The organism is Streptomyces sp. NPDC051738 (assembly GCF_044453205.1).
In the GTDB taxonomy this organism is placed as follows: domain Bacteria; phylum Actinomycetota; class Actinomycetes; order Streptomycetales; family Streptomycetaceae; genus Streptomyces.
In genome coordinates, this window is record NZ_JBITCM010000029.1 from 59,783 (window position 1) to 77,611 (window position 17,829).

Annotated in this window: 15 protein-coding genes and 1 pseudogene; 9 read left to right on the forward strand and 7 right to left on the reverse strand. The window is 72.4% G+C overall.

The window, feature by feature from the left end:
* Nucleotides 1-60: 60 nt before the first annotated feature.
* Nucleotides 61-1,560 carry a PLP-dependent aminotransferase family protein gene (locus ACIA8X_RS42550; RefSeq protein ID WP_393461450.1) on the forward strand — a complete coding sequence of 500 codons (1,500 nt, stop codon included), beginning with the start codon at nt 61-63 and terminating at the stop codon, nt 1,558-1,560.
* A gap of 30 nt (nt 1,561-1,590) precedes the next feature.
* On the opposite strand, the gene ACIA8X_RS42555 is transcribed toward ACIA8X_RS42550, so the two are convergent.
* On the reverse strand, nt 1,591-3,246 hold the full coding sequence (locus tag ACIA8X_RS42555) for a hypothetical protein (protein WP_393461448.1): 1,656 nt from the start codon (nt 3,244-3,246) through the stop codon (nt 1,591-1,593).
* Nucleotides 3,247-3,286: 40 nt separating this feature from the next.
* A complete protein-coding gene (locus tag ACIA8X_RS42560; protein WP_345007819.1) occupies nt 3,287-3,481 on the reverse strand; it encodes a hypothetical protein in 195 nt (64 codons plus the stop codon).
* Between the two features lie 355 nt (nt 3,482-3,836).
* On the opposite strand from ACIA8X_RS42560, the gene ACIA8X_RS42565 reads away from it, so the two are divergent.
* The 5 genes and pseudogenes from ACIA8X_RS42565 to ACIA8X_RS42585 all read left to right on the forward strand — a co-directional run.
* Nucleotides 3,837-4,229 (forward strand): ankyrin repeat domain-containing protein, encoded by a 393-nt coding sequence (locus ACIA8X_RS42565; RefSeq protein WP_393461446.1) that lies wholly within the window; start codon nt 3,837-3,839, stop codon nt 4,227-4,229.
* Nucleotides 4,230-4,530: 301 nt separating this feature from the next.
* On the forward strand, nt 4,531-5,949 hold the full coding sequence (locus ACIA8X_RS42570) for a HEAT repeat domain-containing protein (protein WP_393461444.1): 1,419 nt from the start codon (nt 4,531-4,533) through the stop codon (nt 5,947-5,949).
* Between the two features lie 292 nt (nt 5,950-6,241).
* Nucleotides 6,242-7,372, forward strand: coding sequence for a glycosyltransferase family 4 protein (locus ACIA8X_RS42575; protein WP_393461442.1), 1,131 nt, complete (start codon nt 6,242-6,244; stop codon nt 7,370-7,372).
* 14 nt (nt 7,373-7,386) lie between these two features.
* Nucleotides 7,387-8,547, forward strand: coding sequence for a glycosyltransferase (locus tag ACIA8X_RS42580; RefSeq protein ID WP_393461553.1), 1,161 nt, complete (start codon nt 7,387-7,389; stop codon nt 8,545-8,547).
* A pseudogene (locus ACIA8X_RS42585) lies at nt 8,544-9,374 on the forward strand (SGNH/GDSL hydrolase family protein); the annotation flags it as partial. The gene ACIA8X_RS42580 and the pseudogene ACIA8X_RS42585, both read left to right, overlap by 4 nt.
* Before the next feature lie 505 nt (nt 9,375-9,879).
* Here ACIA8X_RS42585 and ACIA8X_RS42590 read toward each other — a convergent pair.
* The 5 genes from ACIA8X_RS42590 to ACIA8X_RS42610 are packed head-to-tail and all read right to left on the reverse strand — an operon-like array spanning nt 9,880 to nt 14,363.
* Nucleotides 9,880-10,749 (reverse strand): biotin-dependent carboxyltransferase family protein, encoded by an 870-nt coding sequence (locus ACIA8X_RS42590; RefSeq protein ID WP_393461440.1) that lies wholly within the window; start codon nt 10,747-10,749, stop codon nt 9,880-9,882.
* A gap of 48 nt (nt 10,750-10,797) precedes the next feature.
* Complete coding sequence (locus ACIA8X_RS42595) at nt 10,798-11,415, reverse strand: allophanate hydrolase subunit 1 (protein WP_393461438.1); 618 nt, start codon at nt 11,413-11,415, stop codon at nt 10,798-10,800.
* Nucleotides 11,412-12,170, reverse strand: a complete 759-nt coding sequence (locus ACIA8X_RS42600; protein WP_393461436.1) for a LamB/YcsF family protein — start codon at nt 12,168-12,170, stop codon at nt 11,412-11,414. Before ACIA8X_RS42600 ends, ACIA8X_RS42595 begins: the two co-directional genes overlap by 4 nt.
* A 19-nt stretch (nt 12,171-12,189) precedes the next feature.
* On the reverse strand, nt 12,190-13,035 hold the full coding sequence (locus ACIA8X_RS42605) for a putative hydro-lyase (protein WP_393461551.1): 846 nt from the start codon (nt 13,033-13,035) through the stop codon (nt 12,190-12,192).
* Nucleotides 13,036-13,064: 29 nt separating this feature from the next.
* Nucleotides 13,065-14,363: an MFS transporter gene (locus tag ACIA8X_RS42610; RefSeq protein WP_393461434.1), complete on the reverse strand. Its 1,299-nt coding sequence runs from the start codon at nt 14,361-14,363 to the stop codon at nt 13,065-13,067.
* 130 nt (nt 14,364-14,493) lie between these two features.
* Between ACIA8X_RS42610 and ACIA8X_RS42615 the strand changes: the two genes are divergently transcribed.
* From ACIA8X_RS42615 to ACIA8X_RS42625, 3 genes are all read left to right on the forward strand, one after another.
* Entirely contained in the window at nt 14,494-15,186 is a 693-nt protein-coding gene (locus ACIA8X_RS42615; protein ID WP_393461432.1) for a GntR family transcriptional regulator, read from the forward strand.
* A gap of 133 nt (nt 15,187-15,319) precedes the next feature.
* Nucleotides 15,320-16,846 (forward strand): hypothetical protein, encoded by a 1,527-nt coding sequence (locus ACIA8X_RS42620; protein ID WP_393461430.1) that lies wholly within the window; start codon nt 15,320-15,322, stop codon nt 16,844-16,846.
* 76 nt (nt 16,847-16,922) lie between these two features.
* The gene (locus ACIA8X_RS42625) at nt 16,923-17,804 is read left to right on the forward strand and encodes a hypothetical protein (RefSeq protein ID WP_393461428.1); all 882 of its coding nucleotides are present in this window, start codon (nt 16,923-16,925) and stop codon (nt 17,802-17,804) included.
* The last annotated feature ends 25 nt before the right edge of the window (nt 17,805-17,829 follow it).

The window sequence follows — 17,829 nt, forward strand, 5'->3', positions numbered from 1 at the left end:
CCCTGTGGCTTGGGATGCGATGCCATCCATGGCCAATTCGGGGAAGGTGGACTGGAAATCATGGCGCAGTGGACTTCAGCGGTGGGTGCCACGCAGCTCGCCCGGCTCCTCACCTCACAGCAGGACCGACCCGCCGGCCCCGGCACCAGGCGCCCGCCCGCGTACCGAGCCATGGCCGACGGTATTCGTCTGCTCGTGCTGGAGGGCCGTGTCCCGGTCGCCGCGCGGCTGCCGGCCGAGCGTGAGCTGGCCCTCGCGCTGTCCGTGAGTCGTACGACCGTGGCGGCGGCGTACGAGGCGCTGCGCGCGGAGGGGTTCCTGGAGTCCCGGCGCGGGGCCGGGAGCTGGACCGCCGTACCGGCCGGGAACCCGCTGCCCGCGCGCGGCCTTGAACCGCTGCCGCCCGAGGCGCTCGGTTCGATGATCGACCTGGGCACCGCGGCGCTGCCCGCGCCCGAGCCGTGGCTGACCCGTGCGGTCCAAGGGGCGCTGGAGGAGCTGCCCCCGTACGCCCATACGCACGGTGACTATCCGGCCGGGCTGCCCGCGCTGCGCTCGATGATCGCCGAGCGGTACACGGCGCACGGGATTCCGACGATGCCCGAGCAGATCATGGTGACGACCGGGGCGATGGGCGCGATCGACGCGATCTGCCATCTGTTCGGGGGCCGCGGTGAGCGGATCGCGGTCGAGTCGCCGTCGTACGCCAACATCCTCCAGCTGATGCGGGAGGCGGGCGCCAGGCTCGTGCCCGTCGCCATGGCGGACGGGCTGGCCGGCTGGGACATGGACCGGTGGCGGCAGGTGCTGCGGGAGGCCGCGCCGCGGCTCGCCTATGTCGTCGCCGACTTCCACAACCCGACCGGGGCGCTCGCCGACGAGGACCAGCGGCGGCGGCTGGTGGACGCGGCGCGGTCGGCGGGGACGGTGCTCGTGGCCGACGAGACGATGAGCGAGCTCTGGCTCGACCCCGATGTCGAGATGCCGCGCCAGGTGTGCGCCTTCGACCCCGCGGGGTCGACCGTCATCACGGTCGGGTCGGCCAGCAAGGCCTTCTGGGCGGGGATGCGGATCGGCTGGGTGCGGGCGGCTCCGGATGTGATCCGCAGTCTTGTGTCCGCGCGCGCGTACGCCGATCTGGGGACGCCGGTTCTGGAGCAGCTGGCCGTGAACTGGCTGTTCGGCACGGGCGGTTGGGAGCAGGCGGTGGAGGTGCGACGCGCGCAGGCCCGGGAGAACAGGGACGCGCTGGTCGCCGCCGTGCGGCGGGAACTGCCCGAGTGGGAGTTCGAGGTGCCGCGGGGCGGGCTCACGCTGTGGGTGAGGACGGGGGGCCTGTCGGGGTCGAGGATCGCGGAAGTGGGGGAGCGGGTGGGGGTCCGGGTGCCGTCCGGGCCTCGGTTCGGGGTGGACGGCGCCTTCGAGGGGTATGTGCGGTTGCCGTTCACTGTGGGGGGTGCGGTGGCCGAGGAGGCCGCGGTGAGGCTGGGGGCGGCGGCGCGGTTGGTGGAGGGCGGGGCGACCGGGGGCAGCGAAGGGCTCCGTACGTTCGTCGCCTGACCGGCGCCGGCCGCCCGCGGAATGGCCGGGTTACGAGGTCTCGACCACCACGGCGTCCGCAGGTACCGGCTCCGGCTCCGGCTGCTGTTCCTGCTCCGTCTTGGTCGTCTTGGCCGTCGTTGCCGGCGGTGCCACCTCCACCGGCGTCGTCCGCTCCGGCAGCAGGTCCAGTACCGCCTGCCGGTGCGCGTCGCTCGTCGCGTCGTCGTACGGGTCCGGGGTCGCCGGGACCTGGAGACGATGGACGGGGCCCGTACCGAGGCGGGCGTAGCCGCGGCCGGGTGGGACGTCGGTGACCGGGGTGGTGTGCGGGGGAGCGCCCAGGACCGTCTCCAACTGCTCCGCCGTCGCGGGGCCGAGCGCGACACGCGCGCGCGTGTGCTGGCGTACGGCGTCGCTGAGCGTGTCCATGGCGTCCCACTGGTCGGCGACGACCACCGTGACATTCGCCGCGCGGCCGTGCCGCAGGGGCACCTGGAGCAGGGACTGGGGATCCTTGCGGTTGTCCGCCGCCGCGAGGTGGGAGAACGCGGTCGGGCGGTCCAGGAGGATCCAGAGCGGGCGCTTGGTGTCGTCCGGCGGCGGATTGCCCGCCTGACGGGTCCGGTTGATGGCGATCAGGCGCCGCTCCGTCTCCGTCGCCGCCCACTCCAGGCTCGCGAGCGCCCCGGCCAGCCCGCACTCGACGGCCAGGACGCCGTCCCGCCCGATCAGGCAGGCGTACTCGCCGGTGCTGCCGCCCTCGACGATGACGACGTCGCCGTACTGCAGGGCCTGCAGGGCGATGGAGCGCAGCAGGGTGGAGGTGCCGCTGCCGGGCTGGCCCATGACCAGCAGGTGGGGCTCGGTGGAGCGGATGCCGGTGCGCCAGACGACCGGCGGTACGTCGCGCTGTTCCGCGCCGTGGGTGAGCGGGAGCGTGCGCTGGACCTGGGTGAGGTCGGTGAAGCCCAGGACCGTTTCGCCGGGGGTCGTGACGAAGCGCTGGGCGGCGATGTCGGTGGGCAGCGGCGCGAGGACGGTGACGGTGAGCTCGTTGCCCTCCTCGTCCCAGGTGAAGTGGTACTCCCGGCCGCGGCCGGACTTCGCGGTCAGCAGGTGCTCGATCCGCGCGCGGGCCTGGGCCTCGCCGTCGGTGAAGTAGGCGGGGTAGCGGATCAGCAGACCGCTGATGCGTCCCGTGCCGTCGAACTCGTACTCCGGGAAGGCCTTTTCCCACTCGCCGCCGTGGGCGTAGAGCGGTGCCGGGTCCTCGGCGGCGGAGAAGTAGGGGACCAGTGCGTCGTACAGCGACCTCAGCCGCTCCGTCTGCGACTCGTCGGGGCCGTCGGGTGCCGATGGCTCGCGGTCCCGGCCCTGCCAGGCCGCCGCCGCCATCAGCGTGATGACGGCGAGCAGCGGGCCGTACGGAACGAGCGCCACGACCAGGATCACCGCGGCCACCATGAACAGCAGCATGCCGCGCCTGTCCTTGGGCGTGTCGGCCCACTTGCGCCGCCCGGCCGAGGCCAGCCGGCGCAGCCCGCGCGTGATCGTGATCAGCGGATGGAGGACGTCAGAGGCGCTGTCGGTCGCCGTCCGGGCCAGCTCCCGGCTGCGGGCGAACTGCGCCCGGGCCAGCTCCCGGCTCCGGGTGATCTGCGCGCTGCCTGTGCTCAGGATGCGGGGGAGGGGGCGGCGGGCCACTGCTGTCTCCTACAGGTGCGTACGGGTGGGTGGGGCGGCGTCAGAACTGGATGCCGCCCAGGAGGCTCGCCAGGCTCTCGCCGCCGGCCTTGATGCTCGGAGCGATGGCCGTGCTCGCCAGGTAGAAGCCGAACAGGGCGCAGATGCAGGCGTGCGACGCCTTCAGTCCGTCCTTGCGGAAGAAGATGAAGACGACGATGCCGAGTAGGACGACGCCTGAGATGGAGAGGATCATGAGAGTGCTCCTGGATTGGTGGGGACAGTCACCATGAGTACTTCCAGGATCACAGGATGTATCCATATGATAAAAGGTGCAACTGGGTGAAAACCGCTGGATTTCCCTCGGGTGGCGGAGTGTCCTGGGCCGGATGAGCTTGGGTGGTGCGCCCGGCCGTGTCTGCGATGATCTTTGCCGCGGGCGCGTCGGGTCATGTGCCGCGCGAGCCAGTACCCTGGCGAATCACTCGTACGGCCGAGCATCGCTCGCAGGCCGTGCCCGTGCTCCCCGCAGTTTCAGCAGTTTCAGCAGCTCTTGTAGTTCCCATGGTTCCCCGCAGTCCCCGTGTTCGCAGTGAGAGGCGGTCCGGCCGATGAGTGAAGCCCCCGACCCCGAGGTCGTGGAGCTGGCGACCAAGATCTTCGATCTGGCCCGGCAGGGGCAGACCGAGCCGCTCGTGGCGTACGTCGACGCGGGCGTACCGGCCAACCTCACCAACGACCGCGGTGACTCGCTCGTGATGCTCGCCGCCTATCACGGCCACGCCGAGGCCGTGCGCGCGCTGCTCGCCCGGGGCGCCGCGGCGGACCATGTCAACGACCGAGGCCAGACTCCACTCGCAGGTGCCGTCTTCAAGGGTGAGACGGAAGTGATCAAGGCTCTCCTGGAGGGCGGCGCCGACCCGGCCGCGGGCACCCCCTCGGCCGTCGACACGGCCCGCATGTTCGGCAAGACGGAACTGCTCGCGCTGTTCGGCGCACACTGATCCGAATGTTCTGACCAGCTAAAACACAGAAAACGGGGGAGGCGGTACAGGGCCGCCGAAATTTCGGTCGCGGCAGATGGAAGTGCCGAGTCATCATGACGTCGTGATTCACGGACGCGATGGCTGGGCAGGTGTTGCCGCACCATGCGGGCCGTGATGCGGCCCGCATGGGCCACTGACGAGAGGCAGAGGAAAATGGTCTACAGCAAGCAGGAAACGGCGGGCGCCCCGACGTGTTGTCACGCGGCCAGGTGAAGCAAGAACCCCGGTTGCGTCGACGCTTGATGTGAGGCTGTTTCCCATGTTCGAACCGGTCATAGCGCCCAGCGGTACGCTGCTCGGCCTGCTCCAGCGGGGGCGGGGCGACGGCACACTGCACGCGCTCACCGCCCCGCGCGCCGAAGCGCTCGCGGCTCTGAACCACTGCGTGCTGCGAGACCCCCGCCACGACTGGCAGGTGGAGAACCGCTCGCTGTACTACGCCCGTCTCTACCTCGACCTCAACGGCGAACTGGACGAGATCGAGGCCCACCTCTTCGATGTCGAGGACGCCCTCGACACCGACGAGTCACGCACCGGGCTGGCCCTCGCCGTCCTCGGCCACCTCGCCTCCTACGGCAGGCGGGACGCCCTCGAACTGCTGCGCAGGTACGCCGCGTCAGGCTCCAACTGGGCCTGGGCGCTGGACGAACTGGCGCTCAGGGACGACGACGGCGGGCTGCGCGCCCTGGCCGCGCCCGTGCTGGCGCGTTTCCCGGCCGACTCCGAGGGCGAGGCCGAGCTGGCCGTCGCCGTACGCGATGCTTTTGAGCCACGGCCGTGGCGGCTGTGGGCCGAGGATCCGCGCGAATCGATCGCCACGCGCGTGCGTGCCGCTCACGAGGCCGGCTGTTTCGACCGCTGGCAACGCCAGATGCGACCTACCGGGCCCCGTCCGGGGTGGAGCGTGCAGGCCGTCTTCGAGTGGGCCCAGCAGGGCATCGAGCGCGGTGCCGCGCTGCATGTGCCCGCCGCTCGGTGCCTCAGCGCCGTCGCGGGCCCCGAGGACCGCCCGGAGATCGTCGCCGCCGCCGAGGACGGCACCGACGGCGCCCGTTGCACGGCCCTGCGCTACCTCGCTGACAGCAATGATCCGGACGCCCTCGACCTGATCGAGGCGGCCGTGGTCACCGGATCGTCGGTCGTCGTGGAAGCCGCCCTCGACGCATTCGAACGCATGCGCAGTATTGCCGCCGTCGACCGCGCGCGGGGCTGGGCCCGACGGCCCGATCCGCTGGGCGCCGCCGCCGGGCGCATGCTGGCCTGCCGGGGCGGGGCCGAGGACAAGGACCTGGTCCTCGCGGCGCTACGAGAGGCTGTACGCGGCGAAGGCCCCGACGCGCCGACGCTGTGGACCCTCGTCGACGGCACCGGACGGCTCGGCATCGCCTGCGCCGCCCCCGTGCTGCGCCATATTTACCGCGAGACCGCCTCCTCCCATCTGCGCGGCCGCACCGCCCGCGCCCTGGCCGCCACCGATCCCTCCTTCCCGTCCGGCTTCGCCGTCGAGTGCCTGTGGGACTGCGAGGAGACCACCCGCGAGATCGCCGCCCGGCACGCCGAGACCGGTGACACGCGCGTCGTCGAGCGGTTGCGCCGGCTCGCCGCAGATCCGGCGGAGGAGGCCGAGGTCCAGACGGCCGTACGCAGCCGGATCGGGCCGGATGCGACCACCGGCTGATCATCGGGCGGGCCACGACCGCCGGCCGATCGTCGATCGGGGCGTGACAGGCGGCTGAACATCCATCGGGCCGCGACGATCGGCTGAACGCTGATCATGGGGCGGGCCATGTGTTCACGCTGTGAATGTCGGGGAGATCCGCCCGCCAGGTGAACGCGGGATGACCTGCGGGTCAGGCGCGCATGGACGTGATCTGACCCGCCCGGGTGCGCAGCGTAACGCTCATGGGACGTTCCCTGTTCGGAAAGATCCACGTTGACGCGGCCACGTCCAGCCCGGCGACAACACCGGTATGCGTGTCGTCATCGTGACCGAATCCTTTCCCCCCGATGTGAACGGCGTGGCCCACTGCGCGCTCCAGACCGCCCGACACCTGGTCGATCGCGGTCACGCTCCCCTCGTCGTCGCACCCGCCCCGGCGCCCGGAAACAAGCTCGCCGCCCTGACGGCGCCGTGCCCGGTCGTCCATGTCCCCTCCCTCCCGCTCCCCGGCTACCCCCAGGTCCGCGTCGCCCTCCCCAGCCGGCGCCTCGCCGCGGCGATCGTCCAGCACCGCCCGGACATCGTGCACCTGGCCAGCCCCTTCGTCCTCGGCGTCCGTGGCATGGCCGCCGCCGCCAAGTTCGGTGTCCCCGCCGTCGCCGTCTACCAGACCGACCTGGCCGGTTACGCCCGCACCTACATGGGCGCCGGCGAGGCCGCGGCCTGGCGCCGCATACGCTCCGTCCACTCCGCCGCCGACCTCACTCTCGTCCCGTCCAGCGCTTCCATGAACGACCTGGAGGCGCACGGGGTTCCCCGGCTCAAGCTGTGGGCACGCGGCGTGGACACCGCCCGCTTCCGCCCCGAGCTCCGGGACGAGGCGCTGCGCCGCGAGCTCGCCCCGAACGGCGAGGTGATCGTCGGATACGTCGGCCGGCTCGCTCCCGAGAAGCACATCGAGCTGCTGGCCGACACCTGCCGCCTGCCGGGCGTGAAGGTCATGATCGTCGGCGACGGGCCGAGCCAGCCCGCGCTCGCCGAGGCGCTGCCCGGCGCGGTCTTCCTGGGCCGACGCGGTGGTGACGACCTCGCCCGGATCTTCGCCTCGTTCGACGTCTTCGCGCACACGGGTCCGTTCGAGACCTTCTGCCAGACCGTGCAGGAGGCCATGGCCAGCGGCGTGCCCGTCGTCGCGCCCGCCGCCGGTGGCCCGCTCGACCTGGTCGACCACGGCCGCACCGGCCTGCTGGTGCCGCCGCGCGACGCCGCCGCAGTACGGGACGCGGTGCAGTCCCTGGTCGCCGACCCGGCGCTGCGGGCCGCGTACGGCGCCGCCGGGCATGCCACGGTCGAAGGCCGCACCTGGGCGGCCATCGGCGACCAGCTGATCGGGCACTACGCGGACGTGGTCGCCGCGCGCCGGGCGGTGATGGCGGCATGAGCGGTGGTGGCGGCATGAACGGCCTGCGCATCGTCCGGCTCGCGAACTTCGTCGCGCCTGCCTCCGGGGGGCTGCGCACCGCGCTGCGCGAGCTGGGCAAGGGCTTCAAGCTGGCGGGCCACGATCCCGTGCTGATCGTGCCGGGTGAGAAGTACAGCGACTGCGAGACCGAGCAGGGTCGGGTGATCACCCTGCCCGGTCCGATGCTGCCCGGCACCGGCGGCTACCGCGTGCTCCTCGACAAGCGGCGGGTCGCGGCCCTGCTGGAGGAGCTCGCCCCCGACCGTCTGGAGGTCTCCGACCGCACCACGCTGCGGTGGACCGGCAGGTGGGCCCGCCGCGCCCGCGTCCCCGCCGTGATGGTCTCCCACGAGACCGCCGACGGCGTGCTGCGCACGTGGGGCCTGTCGGAGAACATGTCACGGCGCGCGGCCGACGCCCTCAACGTCCGTACGGCGCACACGTACTCCAAGGTCGTGTGCACCACGGAGTTCGCCGAGCGGGAGTTCGTGCGGATCGGCGCCCGCAACGTCGTACGGGCCCCGCTGGGCGTCGACCTGATGAACCGGCGTCCCACCCTGCGCGACGCGGCGCTGCGTGCCACGCACGCGCGTGCCGACGAGACGCTGCTGGTGATGTGCTCCCGGCTCTCCGTGGAGAAGCGGCCCGGCACCGCGCTGGACGCCCTGGAATCGCTGCGCCGGCGTGGAGTGCGCGCCGTGCTGGTGGTGGCGGGCAACGGGCCGCTGCGCGCGGGGCTGGAGAAGCGGGCGCAGGAGCGGGACCTGCCGGTGACCTTCCTCGGGCATGTCGCCGACCGCAGCCTGCTCGGCGCGCTCCAGGCCTCCGCCGACGTGGCCCTGGCCCCCGGGCCCGCCGAGACCTTCGGGCTCGCCGCGCTGGAGGCCATGGCCTGCGGCACACCCGTCGTGGCGAGCGCGTCCTCCGCGCTGCCGGAGGTGATCGGTTCCGCCGGGGCGATCGCCGCGGACAACGGGGACGCCTTCGCGGACGCCGTGGAGATGATCCTCGACCGTCCCGAGCGCGAGCGCCGCGAAGTGGCACGCGCGCGTGCGGAGTGCTTCGGGTGGGGCACGGCCGTGGACGCCTTCCTCACCGCGCACGACGCGGCGGTGCCGGTGCGTCCCTTCGTGCGTGCGGAGGGCGCGGCATGAGGCCGCTCCGCTACGTCGCCCTCGGGGACTCGCTGACCGAGGGCGTGGGCGATCCCGTGGCGAACGGGTGGCGCGGCTGGGCCGCGCTGCTCGCCGGCGGGCTGTCCGAACCGGCCGCCGAGTTCACCAACCTCGCGGTCAGCGGGGCACAGACGCGGGACGTGCTGGAGACCCAGCTGCCCGCAGCGCTGGCCCTGCGCCCGGACGTCGCCTCCGTCCTGGTGGGCGTCAACGACACCCTGCGCAGCACCTTCGACATAGAGAAGATCGCCGAACGCCTCGACCGGGTCTACGCGTCCTTCGCCCGCCAGGGCACGGCCGTGCTCACGGCCTGCCTGCCCGACCCGGGCACGATGCTGGGACTGCCGGGGATCCTCGGCAACCCGCTGGCTCGGCGGCAGCGGGCCGTCAACACGGTGGTCCACACGTTGTCCGAGCGGTACGGGGCGGTGCATCTGCACGCGGTCGACGACGCCTGGATCATGGACCGCGCGATGTGGAGCTCGGACCGGCTGCATCCCGGGGAGCGCGGGCACCGGCAGATCGCCCTGCGCTTCCACGCGATGCTGGCGCACCGGGGCCTCGCGACGGCGCCCTCGCCCTCGCCCGAGCCCGAGTTCCCGCCGCCCACCAAGTCGGCGAGCGTGCTGTGGCTGGCCACCGCGGGTACCGCCTGGGTGATCCGGCGGTGCAACGACCTGCTGCCGCAGCTGGTGCGCCTGGCCGCCGTGGAGATGCGGCACCGCGCGAAGGGCACCAGCGATCGGCTCGACCTGCGGGCGGCACAGTCGGTGTCGCGGGCGCTGGCCTCGCTGTCGGTGCCGGAGTCGATGGGGTTGCCCGAGCGTCGGTCGGTGACTGAGGCGATGGCGGTGCCCGAGCGTCGGTCGGCTGAGGCGGCGGCGCTGCCCGAACATCGGTCGGCTGAGGCGATGGCGTTGGCTGAGCACCGGTGGCTGCCGGAGGCGATGGCGTTGCCGGAGCACCGGTCCGTGCTGGAGGGCCCGACCGTCTCCGAATGTCGGCTGGTCCCTGACCATCGGCCCGTGCCGGAGCACCTGTCCTTGCCGGACGGACGGTCGGTGCCCGTGCCCGGACAGCGCTCGGTCCCGGAGCCGAAGCCCGCGCCGGAGGCGGCTGGTTGCCCGGACAGTGGCCGGGTCGCGGAGCAGCATCTCGCACCGGAGGCGGCGTAGCGCACGCGTGCGTGGCGGTATGTCGGCGTGCGTGGCGGCATGTCGGCACGCGTGCGTGGAGGGATGTCGGCAGGAGTTTGTGCGGCGGGATGCGGCGGGATGTGGCGGGAGTCCGTGTGCCGGGATGTGGCGGGTGTCAGCGACGGCGTACGGCCACGAAGCGGACCGGGGTGCCCGGTACCGCCTGGGCGGCGGCCGGGAGGTCGGCCGCGCGGACGACGGCGATCACCGGGTAGCCGCCCGTGGTCGGATGGTCGGCCAGGAACACCACCGGCCGGCCGTCGGGCGGCACCTGGACCGCGCCCAGGACCACCCCCTCGCTGGGGAGTTCGCGGGTGAGCGCCCGTTCCAGGGCGGGGCCCTCGGTGCGCAGCCCGATGCGGTTGCTCGCGGGGGAGACGCTGAACACGCGGGAGGTGAAGTCACGCACGGCACTGGGCGTGAACCAGTCGTCGCGCGGTCCCGGCGTCACGCGCAGGACGAGTTCGGCGGGGGGCGCCGGCTGCGGAGCGACGTCCACGCGCGCGTGGAGCAGCGTCGGTTGACCCAGCGGCAGCACCGCGCCGTCCGTGAGGGGCGGTGGGCCGAGGCCGGACAGCAGATCCGTGGAGCGGCTGCCCAGGACCGGCTCGACGGTGATTCCGCCGGAGACGCCCACATAGCTCCGTACGCCTGAGAGGGCCGCGCCCACATCCAGGAGCGCACCCGCAGGCACGCGCACCGGAGTGCCCCAGGCGACCGGGCGTCCGTCCACCGTGACCCGGCAGGGCGCGCCGCCGACCGCCACGGTGACCGTCGAACGGGGCCGCACCGTGCAACCGCTCAGCGTGGTCTCCAGTACGGCCGCCTCCGGGGCGTTGCCGACCAGCCGGTTGACGAGAGCCGCCGCCGGCCCGTCCAGGGCACCCGAACGTGGCACGCCGAGATGGGCGTGCCCGGGACGGCCGAGGTCCTGCACGGTGGTGAGCGCCCCGGCGCGGACGACAAAGAGCGCGCGGTCGGTCATGAGCTCCCCATCGGAACGTCGGTCATGAGCTTCCCACCGGAACGTCGGTCATGAGCTCCCCACCGGAACGAAGCGCACGCGCGTGCCCGGTGACAGCAGCGCGGCCGGCACGCGCGTGTGGTCCCACAGCACGGTGTCCGTGGTGCCGATCAGCTGCCAGCCGCCCGGCGACGAGCGCGGGTACACGCCCGTGTACGGGCCCGCCAGCGCCACCGCACCCGCAGGTACGGCCGTGCGTGGAGTGGCCCGGCGAGGGACGTCGTAGCGCGGCGGCAGTCCGGTGAGGTAGCCGAAGCCGGGCGCGAAACCGCAGAAGGCGACACTGAACTCGGTGTCCGCGTGGACACGGGCCACCTCGTGCGGGGAGACGCCCCAGTGCGCGGCGACGTCGGCCAGGTCCGGCCCGTCGTAGCGCACCGGGAGTTCGACGACCTCACGCGCGCGTGGGGGAGCGGGCGGTACTTCGGACGTGGCCAGTTCGGCGGCGACGCGGGCCGGGTCGACGAGGCCGTCGAGCAGGACGGTCCGGGCCGCGGGGACGATCTCGCGGACCGAAAGCGAGCCCTCGGCGCGGCGCCGCAGCAGCTCCGCGTGCAGTGCCTGGGCCGCCTCGCCCGAGGACACCTCGACGAGCAGGGCGTCGTCGCCGACGGGCAGCGCCCTCATACGAAGGCCTCCACCCGGACACCCGACTCCTCCAGCCGAGCCCGCACCCGACGGGCCAGCTCGACGGCGCCGGGCGTGTCCCCGTGCAGGCACAGGGAACGCGCGCGTACGTCCACGGGAACTCCGGAGTGGGAGGTGACCACGCCCGCGCGGGCCAGGCCCACCGAACGCTCCACGACGGCCTCAGGGTCGGTGACCACGGCGCCGTCCTGGCCACGCGGCACGAGCGTGCCCCGCTCGGTGTACGCGCGGTCCGCGAACGCCTCCGTGACGGCCGGCAGCCCGGACTTGGCGGCCAGCTCCAGCAGCCGCGAACCGGGCAGGCCGAGCACCGGCAGCGTGGCGTCCGCCAGGAGCACGCCGTCGACGACCGCGCCTGCCTGCTCCTCGTCGTGCACGACGCGGTTGTAGAGCGCGCCGTGCGGCTTGACGTACGACACGCGCGTGCCCGCCGCTCGCGCGAAGACCTCCAGGGCGCCGATCTGGTAGGCCACTTCGGCCGCCAGCTCGGCGGGCGGTACGTCCATCGCGCGCCGCCCGAACCCGGCCAGGTCCCGGTAGGAGACCTGGGCGCCGATCCGCACCCCGCGCTCGGCCGCCTGCTCGCACACCCGCCGCATGGTGGCCGCGTCCCCGGCGTGGAAGCCGCAGGCCACGTTGGCGCTGGTGACGACCGACAGCAGCCGTTCGTCGTCGGTGAGCTGCCAGCGGCCGAAGCCCTCGCCGAGGTCGGCGTTGAGATCGATGGAGATCATGGGTCCGTGGCTTCTTCCGTCAGGCGGCGATGCGGTACTGATCGTCGCGGGCGTCGGTCAGGAACATCTGGCCCGGTGCGTGCGTGATGGCGAACGGCGGGCGCGAGGCCATCACCGCGGCCTGCGGGGTCACTCCGCAGGCCCAGAACAACGGGATGTCGTCCGGTTCGGCGTCCACCGGATCGCCGAAGTCGGGGCGGCCGAGGTCGGCGATGCCGAGTGCGGAGGGATCGCCGCAGTGCACGGGGCTGCCGTGCACCGCCGGCAGGAGGCCGGTCTCCCGCAGGGCCGCCGCCAGATGTCGCGGCGGCACCGGGCGCATCGACACCACCATCGGGCCGTGCAGCCGCCCCGCCGGGCGGCACTGGCGGTTGGTCAGGTACATCGGGACGTTGCGGCCCTGCTCGACGTGGCGGATCGGGACGCCCGCCTGGGCCAGCGCCCACTCGAAGGTGAAGCTGCACCCGATCAGGAACGACACCAGATCGTCCCGCCAGTGCTCGGTTGCGTCCGTCGGCTCGTCCACCAACTCGCCGTCCCGCCACACCCGGTAGCGCGGCAGATCGGTGCGCAGGTCCGCGCCCTCGGCGAGCGGGGTCGTCCAGGAGCCGGCGTCCGTGACGTCGAGGACAGGGCAGGGCTTGGGGTTGCGCTGGCAGAACAGCAGCATGTCGTACGCCCAGTCGGCGGGCACCGAGATCAGGTTGGCCTGGGTGTGGCCCGCCGCGACTCCGGCCGTGGGGCCCGTGAGGCCCTCGCGGATTCGGGCGCGTGCCGATTTCGGGCTCCACGCGTGCGCGTGCTCGTCGACGAGGGTGAGCGGCGGGTCGTCGGCTGCGACGGTGAGCTGCTGGTCGTCCGCCACGACGGTGAGAGGGCAGTCCTCCGCACGGTTCACACCAGCTCCTTTCCGCGCGTCTCCGGCAGCCCGAGCAGGGCCAGTGCGGCGATGCCGTAGCCGATCGCGCCGAAGACCAGCGCACCGCCCACGCCCCAGCTGTCGGCCAGGAAGCCGACCGTGGTGGGGAAGATGGCGCCCACCGCGCGGCCGGTGTTGTACGTGAAGCCCTGTCCCGTGCCGCGCACCGCCGTCGGGTACAGCTCGCTCAGGTACGAGCCGAAGCCGCTGAAGATCGCCGACATGCAGAACCCGAGCGGGAAACCGAGCACCAGGAGCAGGGTGTTGGCGCCGCTCGGTATGTTCGCGTACGCCAGGATGCAGACCGCCGACAGCAGCGCGAACAGCCAGATGTTGCGCCGGCGGCCCAGCCGGTCGGTGAGGTAACCGCCGGTCAGGTAGCCGATGAAGGCGCCCGAGATCAGGAACGTCAGATAGCCGCCGGTGCCGACGATCGACAGGTCGCGCTCGGTCTTCAGATAGGTCGGCACCCAGGTGGCGAGGGTGTAGTAGCCGCCCTGGACGCCCGTGGAGAGCAGCCCCGCGAAGATCGTCGTACGCAGCAGGCCGGGCTTGAAGATAGCCGTGAACGAGCCCTTCTCGGCGCTCTGTTCGCGCACGGCGACCGCCTCGGGGGCGTCGTGCACACGGCGTCGCATCCAGATGACGAGCAGCGCGGGCAGTGCGCCGGTCCAGAACATCACGCGCCAGGCCAGGTCCTCGTCGACCAGCGAGAAGACCAGCGTGTACATGATCGCGGCCAGTGCCCAGCCGACGGCCCACGAACTCTGGATCGCGCCGAGTGTGCGGCCGCGGTGCTTGGCGCTCGCGTACTCGGCGACGAGGATCGCGCCGACCGCCCACTCGCCGCCGAAGCCGAGGCCCTGGAGGGCGCGGAAGACCAGCAGCCATTCGTAGCTGGGCGCGAACCCGCAGGCGACGGTGAAGACCGCGTAGGTGATGACCGTGATCATCAGCGCCTTGACCCGGCCGATCCGGTCGGCCAGCACACCCGCGAGTGCGCCGCCGATCGCGGAGACCACCAGCGTGACGGTGGTGAAGAGGCCGGTCTGGCCGCTGTCGAGGCCGAAGTAGGCGGCCAGCGCCACCATGCTCAGCGGCAGCGTGAAGTAGTCGTAGGAATCCAGGGCATAGCCGCCGAAAGCGCCCGCGAAGGCGCGGCGGCCGCGTGGACCCAGGGCGCGCAGCCAGGCGAACGCGCCGTCGTCGGCGGCGCGTTCGTCAGCGGTGGGCTGGGTGTCGGTCGGGGCCTGCGGTGGAGGGGTCGTGCTCATGGGCACCTCGCAGTGAGGGGACGGAGGGTGCGGAACTGAGCTGAACGGTGAGCAGCAAGGTAGAGGATCGTTGAACGATCCTTCAATACCCGTGTTGTTTCGTTCTCGTGTCTGCGGTTGAATTCCGGGCATGGCAGAGCAGCTGGGCGGACTGGCCGACGACCGTGCCCTCTTGGGGCGCACGAGCACGGCGGAGCGGGTCTCGGACATCCTCAGAAGCCGTATCGCCGAGGGCTTCTTCCCGCCCGGCACCCGGCTGTCGGAAGACAGCATCGGAGGGGCGCTCGGTGTGTCCCGCAACACACTTCGCGAAGCGTTCCGGCTGCTCACCCATGAACGGCTGCTCGTCCACGAACTGAACCGGGGCGTCTTCGTACGGGTCCTGGCGGTGGAGGACGTCGAAGACATCTACCGCACCCGACGCCTCGTCGAGTGCGCCGTCGTACGCGGGCTCGGCGAACCGCCGTACCCCCTGGAGGGGCCCGCCGAAGCCGTCGCCGAAGGGCAGCGCGCGGTGCGCGAAGGTGACTGGAAAGGGCTGGGGACGGCCAACATCCACTTCCATCGGGAGCTGGTCTCCCTCGCCGGGAGCGCCCGAACCGACGAGCTGATGCGCAGCGTCTTCGCGGAGCTGCGTCTGGCCTTCCACGTCGTGGACGATCCACAACGGCTGCACGAGCCGTACCTCGCGCGCAACCGGGAGATCCTCCGGGCCCTGGAGACGGGCGACACGGGCGAGGCGGAGAAGCTGCTCGCGGTCTATCTCGACGACTCGCTGGAACGAGTGGTGGAGGTCTACCGGCGGCGGGTGAGCGCACCGTAGGGCCGGCGGCGGGTGAGCGCATCGGAGGGCCGATGGCGGGTGGGCACCCCGCAGGGCACGACCTGCGGTTCAGGCTCCCGGCGGTACGCGTTCGTTTGGGTCGTTGTCAGACCTAGGACCTAGTCTGTGCATCGTGACTTCACCCGCATCGACGGACCGTGTTCCGCCCCAGCTCAGCGCGGGGCCGCGCCCTGCTCCGGGCCCGGCCGCCGACGAGGGACTGGCGCGGCGGCTGCGCGCGCTCGCCTGCACCGCGCCGCTGCACGACCTCGATGCGCGCAAGGCCAACCTCGCGGGCGAGTACTCGGTGTACGGCATGGCGGAGGTGGCGCTCGCCGCCATCGATCTGGTCACCCTCAACATGGATTTCGACACCGGCGCCGACCACGACCAGATCGTCGCCCGGCTCATCCCGCGTATCTCCGCCCAGGCCTCGCAGCGTCCCGTCGCCGAGCACGAGCGGGTGGCCCGCTGGGTCCTGGAGAACCTGATCAACGTCGGGAGCGTGGACCGCGGCTTCCGGGCCGTGTACGGCACATTCGCGCCGGACGGCAGTTATGTCCGCCGTGACTACGACTTCAAGCTGATCGAGGAGGTGCCGGGGCCGGGCGGCACGGTGTACCTCCGTACGACCGATGAGGCGGTCAACGTCCTCGTCGGCGCCCTCGACACCGACGTGACCAGCGCGCAGATCGCCGCCGAGGTCAAGCTGGAGGTCCTGATCAACCGCGGCCGCCTCGCCGACGCGCAGCTGGCCGCCGAACAGGCCCGGTACCGGACCGTGCAGTACTCGGAGACCCTTCGCCGGGCCCTGGACGCGACCCGCCGCAATGTCCGGGCGGTCGACTGGATGAACGCCGTGCCGGACATGATCGCCGAGGCGCTCGACCACGTCGCCGACCGGTACCGCCACGAGAACGCGATCCTCACCAACATCCGCAAGGCCCGCGACGAGACGGAGGACCCGGAGCACAAGCGCCGCGCCGCCGAGCTCGTCGACATCGTCAAGGACTGCATCCGACGTCACACCCAGCTGCAGTCCCGCCTGCTGGAGGCCGGCCCCCTGTTCCGCGCCGAGCAGGACCGGCAGGCCTTCGCGACGCCCATGACGACATCGGGGACAGACCTGTACGGCCATCTCGTCGCCCCCCTCCTGCCGTTGCCCCTGGAGCAGGCCGTCTGGGTCACGGACGCCTTCTTCGCGCGCGGGACGGGCCTGCGTACGCCCGTGTCCGTGCGGGTCGGTGATCTCGTGGACATACTGCTCACGCCGCCCGTGGAGCGGGAGCATCTCGGTGCCGAGATGCCCGAGCCGGACCTCATCGCGACGCCGGACGACAGCCGGTTCAGCGAGGAGCAGTTGGCCGCGGCGACGGATCTGCTGGACCTGCCGGCCGATGCGCCGCGCCGGTTGTCGGGTCTGTTGGCGCAGGCGCGCCGCCAGGACCCGGACCTCCCGTATCTCGTGGCGTTGATGGCGGTTCACGCGGCAAGCCCACCGGTCGGGACCGCCTATCGACAGGGGGAGGAGAAGCTGCTGTTCGCCGTGGACGACGGGACGGAGCTGGATGATCCCGAGTTCGGCGGGGCCGACCTGATCGTGGGGATGGCGCTGCTGGACGCGGCCGGGATGGCCGCCGACCGGACGGAAGCAGCATGAGGCCCACCTACGGCAGCGGCATGAGGCCCACCGACGACCGTACGTACGAGCACCACCGCAGCAAGGAGCCGACACCGTGACCGAGCACGTCGATCGGAGTGACCCGGAGGCCCCCGCCCTGTCGGCGACCGCCACCGTCACGCCCGCCGACGCCGCCGACGCGGCCCGGCTCGTCGCCTTCGGACTGCAGCCGAAGTTGCAGCCCGCGCGCGACCAGGAGTACGCGGATCTGCTGCGCCGCTACCGCGAGGACCCGCCGTTCGCGCGGCTCGCGGACGCCGTGGCCGCCGGGCTCGGACTGGTCGTGCTGGAGGTGTCCCCGCGCGCGGGGATGGCCGTGACGGCCGCCGAGGACTCGGTGTTCGCCGTGCGCATGGGGGACTACGCACGTCGTACGTCGGCCGACGGCAGCGACCGGTTCCTGCACGGGCTGGCGCATCTCGCCGTCGCCGCCATGGCGTTCCCGCGGCCCGAGGACCTCGCCGACGACGGATACATCGGGCGGGTCACGGTCAACGGCGTCGACGCCTTCGTACGGCAGGCATGCCGGCGGCTGGAGGAGCGGGCGGCCGAACAGGGGGACAACACCGACCCCGCGACGGACGCGCCGGGGCTGGAGGCCGCGTGGCGGATCTGGGTCAGACGCAGCGCCACCGGCGCCACCAAGGACGCGCGCCGGCTCGCGGGCTCCACGACCGGCATCATCGGCAAGGCGGTGGCCTTCCTCACCGACTCCGGCTTCCTGCAGCGGACGGGCGACGACAACGGCGGTACGTACCGCACGACCGCCCGCTACCAGCTCCAGGTGCGTGACATGGCGGGCACCGCCGCCATGGCCGAGCTGCTGGAGCTGGGCGTGGTCCCGGTCACCGACGGCACGCCGACCCTGCTGCCCGCCGAGGACACCGACGACCTGGACCTGGTGGCCGACGCCGGGCTGCCGTTCCACTCCGCCTGACGCCCCGCCCCGAACTTCCCTGATC